This window comes from Bacillus mycoides (genome assembly GCF_000832605.1).
Taxonomy (GTDB): Bacteria; Bacillota; Bacilli; order Bacillales; family Bacillaceae_G; genus Bacillus_A; species Bacillus_A mycoides.
Genome location: NZ_CP009692.1, coordinates 268,161 through 282,006 on the forward strand (window position 1 = coordinate 268,161; position 13,846 = coordinate 282,006).

General features: G+C 35.3%; 13 protein-coding genes. 3 read left to right on the forward strand and 10 right to left on the reverse strand.

All coding sequences use genetic code 11. From position 1 onward, the window contains the following. Window positions 1-77: 77 nt before the first annotated feature. Together BG05_RS03180 and BG05_RS03185 are read right to left on the reverse strand one after the other, a co-directional pair. Complete coding sequence (locus BG05_RS03180; protein WP_002169302.1) at window positions 78-1,805, reverse strand: ABC transporter substrate-binding protein; 1,728 nt, start codon at window positions 1,803-1,805, stop codon at window positions 78-80. A gap of 243 nt (window positions 1,806-2,048) precedes the next feature. Next, entirely contained in the window at window positions 2,049-3,752 is a 1,704-nt protein-coding gene (locus BG05_RS03185; protein WP_003186976.1) for an ABC transporter substrate-binding protein, read from the reverse strand. A gap of 233 nt (window positions 3,753-3,985) precedes the next feature. On the opposite strand from BG05_RS03185, the gene BG05_RS03190 reads away from it, so the two are divergent. After that, complete coding sequence (locus tag BG05_RS03190; protein ID WP_002115459.1) at window positions 3,986-4,183, forward strand: hypothetical protein; 198 nt, start codon at window positions 3,986-3,988, stop codon at window positions 4,181-4,183. 15 nt (window positions 4,184-4,198) lie between these two features. Here the strand turns inward: BG05_RS03190 and BG05_RS03195 are convergent, their stop codons facing one another. From BG05_RS03195 to BG05_RS31955, 7 genes are all read right to left on the reverse strand, one after another. Further along, window positions 4,199-5,344 (reverse strand): ABC transporter permease, encoded by a 1,146-nt coding sequence (locus BG05_RS03195; protein WP_002169304.1) that lies wholly within the window; start codon window positions 5,342-5,344, stop codon window positions 4,199-4,201. Between the two features lie 11 nt (window positions 5,345-5,355). Next, the gene (locus tag BG05_RS03200; protein ID WP_002124787.1) at window positions 5,356-6,552 is read right to left on the reverse strand and encodes an ABC transporter permease; all 1,197 of its coding nucleotides are present in this window, start codon (window positions 6,550-6,552) and stop codon (window positions 5,356-5,358) included. A gap of 15 nt (window positions 6,553-6,567) precedes the next feature. Next, window positions 6,568-7,500 (reverse strand): ABC transporter ATP-binding protein, encoded by a 933-nt coding sequence (locus tag BG05_RS03205; RefSeq protein WP_000960163.1) that lies wholly within the window; start codon window positions 7,498-7,500, stop codon window positions 6,568-6,570. Window positions 7,501-7,638: 138 nt separating this feature from the next. Next, window positions 7,639-8,295: a response regulator gene (locus BG05_RS03210; RefSeq protein WP_033730961.1), complete on the reverse strand. Its 657-nt coding sequence runs from the start codon at window positions 8,293-8,295 to the stop codon at window positions 7,639-7,641. Continuing rightward, complete coding sequence (locus BG05_RS03215; protein ID WP_000902013.1) at window positions 8,292-9,485, reverse strand: sensor histidine kinase; 1,194 nt, start codon at window positions 9,483-9,485, stop codon at window positions 8,292-8,294. The genes BG05_RS03210 and BG05_RS03215 overlap by 4 nt, the downstream gene beginning before the upstream one ends. Window positions 9,486-9,638: 153 nt before the next feature. Then, the gene (gene abc-f, locus BG05_RS03220; protein ID WP_002124786.1) at window positions 9,639-11,525 is read right to left on the reverse strand and encodes a ribosomal protection-like ABC-F family protein; all 1,887 of its coding nucleotides are present in this window, start codon (window positions 11,523-11,525) and stop codon (window positions 9,639-9,641) included. 124 nt (window positions 11,526-11,649) lie between these two features. Next, complete coding sequence (locus BG05_RS31955) at window positions 11,650-11,784, reverse strand: RAxF-45 family protein (protein ID WP_000650295.1); 135 nt, start codon at window positions 11,782-11,784, stop codon at window positions 11,650-11,652. A gap of 420 nt (window positions 11,785-12,204) precedes the next feature. Between BG05_RS31955 and BG05_RS03225 the strand changes: the two genes are divergently transcribed. Then, complete coding sequence (locus BG05_RS03225) at window positions 12,205-12,333, forward strand: hypothetical protein (protein WP_002029408.1); 129 nt, start codon at window positions 12,205-12,207, stop codon at window positions 12,331-12,333. A gap of 133 nt (window positions 12,334-12,466) precedes the next feature. Continuing rightward, window positions 12,467-13,261, forward strand: coding sequence for a DUF4931 domain-containing protein (locus BG05_RS03230; RefSeq protein WP_002169305.1), 795 nt, complete (start codon window positions 12,467-12,469; stop codon window positions 13,259-13,261). 11 nt (window positions 13,262-13,272) lie between these two features. Here the strand turns inward: BG05_RS03230 and BG05_RS03235 are convergent, their stop codons facing one another. Next, window positions 13,273-13,806, reverse strand: a complete 534-nt coding sequence (locus BG05_RS03235) for a transglycosylase SLT domain-containing protein (RefSeq protein WP_000713256.1) — start codon at window positions 13,804-13,806, stop codon at window positions 13,273-13,275. Between the last annotated feature and the right edge of the window lie 40 nt (window positions 13,807-13,846).

Here is a 13,846-nt window from a genome sequence, read left to right on the forward strand (position 1 = left end):
AAATAGAAGAACATTTTTTCAAAGCGGCACACTACTTGCCGAATGAAAAAATGTCTTCTACTTATACATTCTTCTCGTTATTTTTCGATAGATAGAGCTGGTAAGTTTGCACTAATACTATTGTATTTTTCAGGGTCAATTCCTTTTATATTCCCGTTATAACCAGTAATTGTTCTACGATAGTTTAATAGAATTACTGGTGGATCATCACTTAATTCTTTATACAGTTCTTTATAGATTGGTTTACGTTTTTCAATATCTACCGTTTCAATACCCTTTTGAATTAACTCATCTACTTTTGTATTTTTATAACCAAGACTCTTCTCATTGACACCCGACAAATATTCACCAGCTGTTTCACTCGGATCACTTGTAATTGGTGTCGAAACAGAAGCTAAATCATAATCACCTTTGTTTACCTTCGAAAGCATAGTATTAAAGTCCATAAATTCAGGGTTAAATTCTACACCTATTTCTTTATAATTCTCTTTTGCAATCGGAATTAATAAATCGCTATCTTTAGCCGAACTTGGGCCGAAATAAGAAAGCTTTAATTTTTGACCATCTTTTTCACGAATTCCATCCGAACCAACTTTCCATCCTGCTTCATCTAATAATTTTTTCGCTTTTTCTTTGTCGTATTCATATTTATTAACTCCTTCTTCCGTATAAGCCCAAGAAGTTGGATGAATTGGTACATTAGCTACCGTACCGTATCCTTTCAATGCTGTATCAACATATTTTTTACGATCTAATCCGTAAATAAGTGCTTGACGAACCTTTTTATCCTTTAAGTACGGCTTATTATTATTCATATAAATATAGCTAAATGACGCTGCTGTTTCGATTTGGATATTTGCAAATTCTAAAGCCTTAGCCTGTTCAAGAACTTCGTCACCAGTACCTAGGCCAGTGTAGTCAACCTCACCTGTTTGGAATAATTGAAGCTTCGTATCACCAGAAGTAATTTTATAAATGAAGTTTGGAATTTTTGGTTTACCCGCATAATAATTTTCATTTGCTACAAATCGCACTTCTTGCCCTGGGATATACTTTTCAAATTTATATGGACCCGCAGCTATCGGTTTTTCATATAACGCTTTTAAGTAATCTAAGCTTGTATTTTGTTTGTAATCTTTTCCATAATAAGCTTTTGATAATACCTCTCCACCTAAGGCTGTTAGTGCCTGTGAATTAACTTTTTTAGTTGTAATTTTAATTGTCTGTGGATCAACAACTTGAATTCCTTCAATAGAAGTTGCTTTTCCTTCTTTATATTCTTTACCACCTTTAACAGCATATTGAGAAATGTCTTTGTCACCCTCATATGCCTTATCATGTAAAAGCGTCAATGTGAACGCTACATCATCTGCTGTTAATGGTGAACCATCGCTAAATTTCAAATCTTTACGTAAATGGAATGTATATGTTAACTGATCAGAGGAAATATCCCACTTCTCAGCTAATTCTGGAGTTGGTTTTCCTTGTTTATCTGTAGATACAAGGGATGCAAAAATAACTGAAGTGACGTTTCCATCCCAACCATTTTGTTGGAAATATGGTAAAAATACGCCGCCTGGTTTACTAATGCCAACTACTAACGTATCTTTTCTATTCTTCGCTTTATCTGGTACTTTCGTCTTATCTGTCGCAGCAATATTTTCAACTTTTATATTTTTTAAATCTTGCTGTTTTACTGGTTCTGTAGAAGCCGTATCCTCCTGTCCCCCACAAGCAGATAACACAAGCGAACTACTCAGTAATACCGAAAATACACCAGCCCATTTTTTTGTCTTTTTCTTCATTGTCCCCACCCTAACTTTTTTTTAATAATTACACCTTATGAACTGCTTGCCTAATGTATGCCTCCCACAGCAACATTTTATAGCCAATCGGAAAAGTCGGTTTTGGTTATAAAAAAATAGTTGTTTTTGAGGGGTAACAATCTTATTCCGACCTTTCCGGTAGACTTTATGGTTATTAGCTTATATCTTTCAGTATATTTTGTCAATTATTTCTATATAAATATTTCGATAATTCTTTCGAAATTATTGAGCAATATTCAATTTAGGTAAACTTAACAAAATACCATTATAATTATCTTCTTGTAATCCTTGAATTCGTGCATTATGTGCAGACACGACTTTACTATTGTTTAAGAAAATAACAGGTGGATCTTCACTTAACTCTTGATATAGTTTTTTATAGATTTCTTTTCGTTTTTCAATATCCAATGTTTCTAATGCCTGCTTAGCTAATTCATTTACTTTCGGATTATGATATCCATCATAATTACGCTTACTTGTCGAAACAAACTCCTCAATTGTTCCGCTCGGATCATCAATCATCGGTGTGGAGACCATCGCTAAATCATAATCTCCTTTAATTACCTTGGAAATCATCGTATTAAAGTCCATGTATTCAGGATTGAAATCTACCCCAATCTTTTTATAATCCTCCTTCATAACGGGGATCATCACATCATTGATTTTACTTGCAGAAGAAGCAAAATAACTTACCTTCAATTTTTGGCCATCTTTTTCACGAATACCATCTGATCCAGCTTTCCACCCAGCTTCATCGAGCAATTTCTTCGCCTTTTCTAAATTATATTCGTATTTATTGATTCCTTCTTCTGTATACGCCCACGAAACTGGTGTAATTGGTACATTAACGAGTGAAGCGTATCCTTGGAAATATGTATCAATGACCTTTTGACGCTCTAATCCATAAATAAACGCTTGGCGTACACGTTTATCTTTAAAGTATGACTTCTTATAATTCATTTTAATGTAACCGTATGAACTTCCCGTATACACATTAACATTAGCAAAGCCTAACTCTTTTAATTGTTCAATCGTCTCCGCATTTGTCGTGAAGCCATCATAATCTACTTCGCCCGCTTGAAATTGTTGCAGCTTCGTATCACCTTTTGTAATTTTATAAATAAAGTGCTCAATCTTCGGTTTACCTTCAAAATAATTTTCATTTGCTACAAAACGAACCTCTTGACCTGGAATATATTTATCTAGTTTATAAGCTCCTGCTCCCATCGGTTTTCCATATAACTCTTTTAAATACTCTAAATTCCCTTGCTTATATTCTTTACCGTAATAAGCTTTTGATATAACTTCTCCACCAATTAACGATAATGTTTGGGCATTTACCTTTTCAGTTGTAATCGTAATTGTTTTCGGATCGATGACTTGAATCCCCTCAATAGATGTAGCCTTTCCTTCTTTATATGCTTGCCCACCCTTTATTGCTGTTTGGCTTATGTCCGTTGCACCACTATAAGTTGGATCATGTAGTAAAGTTAATGTAAATGCTACGTCATCCGCTGTTAACGGTGAACTATCACTAAACTTTAAATCATCTTTCAAATGAAACGTATATGTAAGCTGATCCTCCGAAATATCCCATTTCTTCGCTAGAATTGGAATTGGTTTCCCCTCCTTATCCAATCCAACGAGAGGAGCAAAGATAGCTTGTGTTATATTACCATCCCACCCATTTTCCATAAAATGCGGAAGGAATATCCCGCCAGGGCTCGGCATTCCCACTACAAAGGTATCCTTTCTTTCTTTTGCCTTTGCTGGACTTTTTGCTTTGTCACTCGCTTTAATAAACTCATCTTTTACTTTCGGCATCTTTGTTGCTTCATTTGTACTTGTCTCTTCTTGAGCACATCCTGCTAATAAAACCGATGTACTAAGAAACGTAAAAAGTAACCCTTTAAAAACCTTTCGCATAATTCTCACCCTTACTTTCCTGTTTTTTTATTAAGTGGTAACATAACGCCAATTCTGTAATTATCTTTACTTTACCTATAAAAATAGTATGAATTAATTTCAAGATTATTCCTTTTCACTAGTTATGTCAATCCTTGCTAATTGATGTCTTTCAAAAAATAAAAAACACCTTCTATTACCTAATAGTCCCGCATAGAATAATAACAATTAACTACCAAGAAGGGGGCGAAAATATGGACAACCTATTCCAATATGTCCTGCACTATGTATTATTAACAATCATAATAGTCGGGGCGTTATTACTATTCCCTTTCTTCCCAAAGTTCGTCCTCTTTTTAGCTTTTTTTATTATGCTCGGGATCGCTATTATAATTTCAACAAGGGAAGATACCACACAAAAAGAAAGCAGAGTTCAGCGCGTAAAGCTGTAACTCTGCTTTCTTTTTTCAGTCATAACGTATTCTTGTTAAACCAATTACGAAAAATACTCCTGCAAATAAAATGAGTATACCAATATATCCTCCTATATCAGCTAATGTACCTCCCCTTACAATTAACTCAGTAAAGCCACGCATCGCCCACGTTTGCGGAACAAAATTTGCCGCCGCTTGCATCCATGAAGGCTCAATTTCAATTGGCCAATAAAGACCACCAATCATACACGTTGAAATTACAACGATATTCCCTAGTGCGGACTGCTGTTCTGTTGTTTTCACGATACTTGCCAATAATAAAGCTAGACCAATAACCGCTAATAGCAATACTGAAACGAGTGTAATAACCCCTAATAAATTTCCCCACTGCACATCAAATAATGAATGCGTTAATATCATTAAAACACCAAATTGAATCCACCCTATTAAAAAGAAGGAAAGGATATATCCTGCTAGTATTTGAACTTTTGAAACTGGTGCCCCTAATAAACGAGACCAAACACCAAGTTGTCTAGTTTTCAAAATAGTTCCCGTCGCACTTAACATGACAATCATGACGAATAGAATTGAAAAACCTGCCGCTCGCCCTGTAACGTTATTTAACTTTTGATCATCGTGTAAAATCAATTCTTTTTGAATCGAAACAGGATCTATTTTTGTATAAATTGTTTCATACATCGTTTCCCACGAAGTGTTACTTTTCTTCTCAAAATCTCTTGCTGCACTAACTTCTATCTCCATCTTTTTTAATGCACTTGCTAATACTTGCTCTACAGAAGTTCCACCCGTAAAATCAGCACTGGCTTGAAATTGGATATTTTCTACTTTTCCATCTAGCATACTCTTTTGAAAATCTTTCGGAATGATGATTATACCAGATGCTTTCTTATCTTCGATCCTCTGTGTCCCTTCCCTATACGTTACCTTTTCTATAGAAATTAAATCACTTTTCTTTATTTCCTCATAATACTTGCCAGATAATACAGAACCATCTTTATCTACTAAACTAATATTTACTTTCTCATTCCCACTTCCGCCTAAAAGTCCACCGAATATGAGTGTAAAAATAATAGGCATTCCAAACATGAGTATATAACTTTGTGGCTTAATTAAAATTTGTTTTAATTCTAGCCAACAAAGCGCCCAAACTTTCTTCATCATTTCCCCTCCTATCTCGTACGTAAACGTAACGTTCCAATCATAACGGAGATAATTCCTGCACTACATAAACTTAAAATGACAGGGAATAGCACATCCCAAGATGTTCCCGACATAATATTTAAAAAGCTCGTAAGTGCCCATTTATTCGGAGCAATATTTGCAACTGTTTGAAGTGTATCGGGAAATACGTAAATCGGTAACATTGATCCTCCTAATATAGCTAGTATTTGAATACCGATTCCCCCCATTAAGTCTGCCGTTTTTTCCTCACGAATAAAAGCGGCGATTAACATAGATAAACCAGAAACACAAATTGCATAAGAAATTCCCAACACTACTATTTGAGACACATCTGCGCCCCATTCCACATGAAACATAAAGTGTGTAGCAACTATAAATATTCCAAATTGTATACAGGCAAATAGTAATGTACCTAAAAACTTCCCGAATAAAATTGAAAATGAGCTCGTCGGTGTACTGAACAAACGCGCCAACGTTTCAGTTCGTTGCTCTGTTACAACTGACTTTGCACCTACTGTTATGTTATATAGTAAAAACATGACTAACATTGCTGCTGCATAATATTGCATCGCTGCAACTGTTTTTTTTCCTACCGTTCCTTTTTGGATGTTACCCACACTTGCAGTTGCTATCGTCTGTAGACTTCCACTTACCTCTTTTGCAACTTGTGCTACATCACTCTGCTGAGATTTTGCTAATTCTGTTACAACACTTTTAGTAGATACTGCGACTGTTTGAACACGTTCTGAAAAAGAGCGGATCATTGACTCAGCAATTTTTGCTTGTATATCTTTTGATGGGTCTATAAGCACCTTTGGTTCTTTTAATTTTCCATCTTGTACTTGTTCGCTCCATTTATTTGGGATGGCAATTCCTACATCTATTTTCTTTTCCTTTAACATATCTTCAAGCTCTTCCCGAGAGTTAACTACCTTTACTTTCACATCATCTTTTATTTCTTTAGATTGCAATACATCTTTTTGAAAGACATCTGCAAACTCATCCGTTCCCTCTTGATAATAGCCAATTACTGTTTTCGGTAGTCCACCACTCTCAAATACATTACTTAATGCTGAACCTAAAATGGCCGTTAATACAAGTGGCATAATTAACATCATCATAAATCCGCGCCGATCAATTAAACGGATTTTTAAATCTTTCCATGCAATAATGAAACTTCTCATCTCGTACTAACCCCCTTAATCACGAAGTGAACGTCCTGTTAATTGTAAAAAAAGTGCCTCTAAATTCGGTTCTTTTACTTCCAGTTTTAAAATTTGAGCTTTGTTTTCAACAACTTCTGAAACAACTATGCCAATTGCCTCGCCACCATTTAGTCCAATATCAATCGTGCTACTATCTTCGTCAAAAATAATCCGCTCAACAACAGGTAGTGCCTTCAACTTTTGTAGCAGTTCCGTACTGTAGCGATTTAATTGCAATTTCACCATAAACCCATCTGTTAGACGATTACATAGCTCTCTTTTCGTTCCTAGTGCAATTACCTTTCCATGATCAACGATGGCAATTCGCTCACATAAATACTCAACTTCTTCCATGTAATGACTCGTATAAATGACCGTCATACCTTTTTCATTTAACTTTTTAACAGTCTCTAAAATATGATTTCTCGACTGCGGATCAATCCCGACTGTCGGTTCATCCATAATTAATAACTCTGGTTCGTGCATAAGTGCTGCACCAATATTAATACGCCTTTTCATTCCACCTGAAAATGTTTCAATTTTATCTTTTCCCCGATCCTGTAAACCGACGTAAGCTAACACTTCCTCTGCCCGCTCTTTTGCAACTTTTCCATTTAAACCGTACATCTTTCCCCAGAAGATTAAATTTTCCTTTGCTGAAAGTGTCGGATACAGCGCAATGTCTTGCGGGACAATACCGATTTTCTTTTTCGCTTCTAATGGATACTCTTTTACAGATTTCCCACCAACTTTTATATCACCACTATCGTATGGAATTAACCCGCAAATCATTGATATCGTCGTTGATTTCCCCGCTCCGTTTGGTCCAAGCAATCCAAATGTTTCACCTTTTTTCACTTCAAAAGAAACATTCTTTACGATTTCCTTCTTGCCAAATGATTTCGTAATATGATCTATGACTAACATATTGATTCAGCCCCTTTGTATTCATCTACACTTTCATTGTAGAAAAATTTCTTCTTCTCTCCATCACCCTTAAGATAGAAATACAAAATAAAAAAGCAGCAAATTCTGCTGCTTTTTCACACTTATATATGCCAAAAGTCATGTGTACATCGTGACGCCATACCTTACTGCGTATATTGCTGCTTGTGTTCGATCTCTCAGTTCTAGCTTACTAATCAAATTAGAAACATGATTCTTAACAGTTCCCTCTGTAATAAATAGCTTTTCGGCAATCTCTTTATTATTTAACCCCAGTCCAATTGCTCTTAAAACATCTACTTCTCGCTCAGTTAATTGTTTTAGTTGTTCTGGTGGGTTACACTCTACTGCCACTTTCGTCTTTTTTAATTCCTCTATAATTTGCGCTGTTATATCCTGAGGAAGCACAACCCCGCCACTATACACCGTTAAAATTGCTTGCGCGATTGCATCTGTCTCCATATCCTTCAATAAATAACCACTCGCTCCTTGCTCTAATGCCTCAAAAATAAGCTCACTATCACTAAAAGTTGTTAACATAAGAACCTTTATATAAGGAAACTTTTCTCTAACTAAACGAGTTCCTTCAACACCATTCATACGAGGCATCCGAATATCCATCAAAATAATTTCAGGCTGTAATTGTTTCACCTTTTGTACGACTTCATCCCCATCACTAGCCGTCCCTACCACTTCCAGTTCCGGACGTAAATTTAATATCATTGCCAATCCATCACGAATCAGTGATTGATCATCAACAATCATAATTCGAATCATAACGCTCCCCCTATTACCCATGTTTTTTCTCGGAGTGGAAATTCGATTTTTAGGCGAAAACCTTTTTCTATTTCACTCTCAAATTGAATGATTCCACCATGCTCCTCTACACGTTCTTTCATATTAAGTAAGCCAAATCCAGGGCTTACTTCATTGACTCCCATACCATTATCCAAAATACATAACTTAACTTGTTCCACTGAACAAACTAAACTCACTTCACATAAACTAGCTTTTCCGTGACGTTTTGCATTCGTTAAAGACTCTTGCATAATACGAAGCAACGTAGGCTGTAGTGACAACGGAATCAAAACCGGATCTCCTTGTAATTGAAAAGATACTTGTACTTTCGTCACTTTAGAATATCCATGTAACATTTCACGCATATTCTCTATTATGTTCCCTAGTTTACTTTCCTCTTTTAAGGCATGCACAGAAGCTCTCACTTCTTGAAGTGATTTTCTAGCTAACCCATGGCATGTATGTAAAACCTCTTCTGTAGCGTCCGATTTTTGTTTCCATAAAACCTCCGCCAGTTGTAACTGAACAAGTAATGCCGTCATATTATGACCAACAGTATCATGAATTTCTCGGGCAATATCATTTCTCTCCCGAACAGCTGTCAATTCTTCTACCTCTTTTGCATATAGACGTAATTGCTCATGTGCTTCTTTTAAAGCTGTATGAGATAATGCTAATTCCCCATATTGCTCATCTACCATTTGCCGAGCAGCTGTAAGTTTTTTTATTAAGTTTCCAGCTAAAGCACTGAAAATGATAAACATAAAGTTAATTGCATTACTCTCCAATTCCAGACTCTCTGTATGTTGATACGTATGTAGTATATTTATAAACCAACAAAGAAAGAAAAAAGCGATAAAAAAATAAGTCATCCTTTTACGCCAATCATGAATAAATAATCCTACCGCATCAATTCCAAATATAATTAAATACAAACATGTCTCGGGAAATAAAAACCCTAATAACGCTGTGACAATACCGTTTGTGAGCAAGGTATAAAAAACAAGTTTCCTACTCCCTTTTGCTTTTACAAGCAAAATATGATTCACAATATAAATAAAAAGTGCAATACCGACAAAAATTTGTAAATTTTCTGTTTCACGTGAAACATGATTTGCGTAAACTAAGCAAATCATGACGATTGTAGCAATCCGCGCATATCCTAACATAAAATTCTCCCCACGTTTTAGTGACCTAAAGTTCATTCTATTATCACAGCAGCAAGAAAATTATACCAATTTTTCCGCTTTCATTATACTAAAAAGAGCAAGCCCTCCCCCAAAATATGAGGAAACAACTTGCTCTTTTTCATTCTATTTTCTTTACTCCACAATATTCTCTAACTCATTATATAACTCCGCTCGTAAAAACTCTTTTTTCGTTTTTTCTTCATATAATTGTTCAAGCATTTCAACATCAACTACATTTTCCATTTTACATTCGAGTGCATATATATCTTCTTCTATATGCATTAACTCATTTTCAACTGCCTCTAAATCCCTAGACTTCTTCTTTTTTATAGGCATTACTTCTAACGCTTTATTCCCTTGCTGTTGCTGCTTCTGTTTTACTACCTGTTTCTCAATTCTTTCTTCCCACTTTTGACGAGCCCATGCATAGTTCCCTGCAAACTCAAATAATTTGTGCTCATCAATCCAATATGTCTTTTCAAACAATTTATTTAAGAAATAACGATCATGTGAAACAGCTAAAATCGTCCCATTATATTGTTCAAGGGCCTCCTCTAAAACCTCCCTTGATTCAATATCAAGATGATTCGTCGGTTCATCTAAAATAAGAAAGTTAACATCTTGATACATAAGTTGCGCGAGCCTTAACCTCATTTTTTCTCCACCGCTAAGTTGCGTTACTTTCTTAAAAACAGCTGGACCATAAAATAAGAAACGAGCTAATATATGTCTTGCTTCTCCCTCTGTTACAGCCACGCAATCTCTGAAAGCTTCCAATACATTGTTCTTCATATTCCCGTACGCATGTTGCGATAAATAACCAATTTTCACACTACTACCAATCCGAATTTCTCCAGCATCTTGCTGCATTTCTTTTAGTAATAGTTTTAATAACGTAGTCTTTCCTGTACCATTACGTCCAACGATAGCTGCGCGCTCCTGAAAACGAATATGCAAATTTACTTTCTCGAATAAAGACCGTTCATCAAATCCTTTACTCACTTCTTTCATTACAACAACATCTTTCCCGCTTCTCTCTTGCCCTTCAAACTGAAGTCCCATCTGTTTTCTATCCAAAATGGGTCTCTTTAGTTTCTCTATGCGCTCTAATGCACGTTCCATATTTCTGGCTCTCTTATGCAATCCTTCATTCGGCGGATTCGCTTGATTTGCCCATTCACGTAGACGCTTAATTGCTTCTTTCATTTTCTTTATTTTCTTTTGCTGTTCTTGATACGCTTGAAATTCTTGAAGCAGCCTTTCTTCCTTTTCCTCAACAAACTGTGAATAGTTCGTATGATATACGTGAATTTCTCCATCTTCTAAATCAAAAATTTTCGTTACAACTTCATCAAGGAAATAGCGATCATGCGAAATGACCATAACTGTTCCTGTATATTCTTTTAGAAATTGCTCTAACCACTCGACTGCAAATAAGTCCAAATGATTTGTTGGTTCATCTAACAAAAGTAGATCTGGTTTCTGCAATAGCATATACGCAAGGCTTACTTTTGTTTGTTCTCCACCACTTAACTCCATAAATGATCTTGGAAATAGTTCCGTCACCTGTAGACCATTTGCTACCTTCATAATATTCGCTTCTATTTCATAACCACCGAGAAACGCGTACCTTTCTTGAATTACTCCGTATCTCTCCATCAATTTTTGTAAAGCAGATGATTCCTGTTCTTCCGCCATATTTTTTTCTAAAGCATGCATTTCTATCTCCAACTCTTTTTCCTTTTTAAAAGCGGAGCTTAATACATCATATACATTCATTTCATTATTAAATTTTGGAATTTGTGCTACATGACCGATGCATGTACCTTTCTTCATATGAATGGCTCCTGCATCCAAACTCTCCATTCCTGTTAGAAGCTGAAAGATAGTTGTCTTCCCACTACCGTTACGACCAACTAATCCAATACGTTCTCCATTCTTTATTTCAAGCGATATATTTTCAAATATGATGTTTCCACCAAAAGATTTCTTTACATTATTTACACTACAAATTGTCATTTTCCGTACTCCTTTCAATATAAAAAACCATGGGAAAGAAACATTCCCCATGGTTTTTGTCATAGAAAAAGGAAGCCAAATAGCTCCCTTTTCACACGTTTATCAAAAATGGGTGAAGAGACTTCTATCGTTCAATAGCTACTATGCAATTGTTAAAAAAGGGCATACGTATCCCGTTAACAACTGCATCATGAAAAATCGCACGACAAATATAGATATAATCTAAAAATTTTGCGCGCGTAGCTAAAGAACATTTCATCTCATTCACTCCTTTCGTACGGAATTTAATACTTACTTCTTTATTATACTTCCCCGATTTATGTTTGAATAGTCATTTTTCTGAAAATAATGAAGATAGACTAAACATTTCAATAAGTGACATCAAATCTTACAAAACTGTTATGTTCACGTAATGGAAAGCGATAGTACGAAAAGATGCCTCCCTATACAATAAAGATATAAACAAGAGAGACAAAAACAAGGAGGAAACAATCATGATGAAAGAAATCGTAAAAGCAATCTTTGAGGTATTAGTGAACGGACAAGCAGTTGTAAAAGAACTAAACGAACTATAAAAGGGAGGAAAGAACTATGATGAACATGCTAAAAATGATCTTACATGCTTTAGTTGATGCGAAAGCAGTTAGCCAAGAATTAAACCAACAATAAAAAGGGGTATATGAATATGAAGAAAGCCATTATTGTAATCGCAAGTACAGCAATTGCCTTATACACAATAAAAAATAGAAAAAAGAAACAAAATGAAAATGCTCTATATTATCCATACACACTATTAAAGAAAAAATAAAAGACAAGGTACCCTATTGCAATGAGGATATCTTGTCTTTTATTTTTCTCTATTCCCTTTAAAGGATTTCCTTCTCCTTTTCCCGAATGTATTAAGCGGGATTTTTACATATATTTTAAAGGGGCATATACAAATGGATACACAACAACTATATTTTTTAAACGATATCGGTAAACAAAAACCAGAAAGCATTCGGAACAGAAGCGCTGCATGTCCTTTTTGTGACAGAGAAAATTTAACGGATATTTTAGCAACTGAGGGCTCTATTATTTGGTTAAAAAATAAATTTCCTACATTAAAGGATACCTTTCAAACCGTGCTAATCGAAACAGATAATTGCGAAGACCATATCGCAACATATACAGAAGAACATATGAGAAAACTAATTCGCTTCTCTATTCTCCATTGGTTAAACTTACAGGAAAATGAAGAATTCACTTCTGTGATTTTATACAAAAATCATGGTCCATTTTCAGGCGGAAGTTTGCATCATGCACATATGCAAATTATCGGAATGAAACATGTAGACTATCTTGAAAATATTGAGGAAGCAAATTTCCAAGGGGTAATTGTTCAAAAAAATGAACGCATTGAACTCAATATTTCAGAGCGTCCTATTATCGGCTTTACTGAATTTAATATCATCATTGAAGATATTGCATTTATAGATGAAATGGCCAATTATATTCAGCAAACTGTACGTTACATACTGACAGATTTCCATAAAGGATGTAGTAGTTATAACTTATTCTTCTATTACTTAAACAGGAAAATCATTTGTAAAGTTGTTCCTAGGTTTGTCGTTTCACCGTTGTATGTAGGATATAAAATACCGCAAGTTTCTACAAAACTAGAAGATGTGAAAATACAACTAGCGCAGTATTTCACGAAAGAAAAGGATGAAATTATTCATAAAAAAACAGAGTAGGTATAGAAAACCTACTCTTTGATTACACCTTTATTTCGATAGTATACATCCTCTAATCCGATGTTATACTTCATATTGTTATCCGTCCACTCTGGTCCTAAATTCCCTGGCCATCCAGATGTATTCGCTATATATTTCAGTAATGCAAAATCAGTCAAACCTTTTTGCACCCCGCGCTTATAACCTTTCATTAAATGCGGCATTGCAATTTGCGCATTTGTACGTGGATCTTTCAGCTCTTCATCAGTTAAATGATCTGGCGCAAGCCCACCACCGCGGTGTAATTGAAACAATCCGAATGAAGTTCCGTTATCTCCAACACTTCTTGGATTTAACCTACTTTCATGTTCGGCAATTGTAAGAGGTATCCATTCCGGAAGGTTTACTTTCTTTGCTTCCTCTATAATGATTTGTTTCATCTGTTTTGCTTCTTCTGAATCAACATAGCTTGTTTCATTCATTAGCTTACCCATTCCTTCAGACTTTCCTTGGAAATATAAATACACTCCAAGAACAACTAAAAATCCTACAAAGAATTTCTTCACTACCTCTACCTCTTTCTCCGCTGAAATTTGTCCCCTTTCA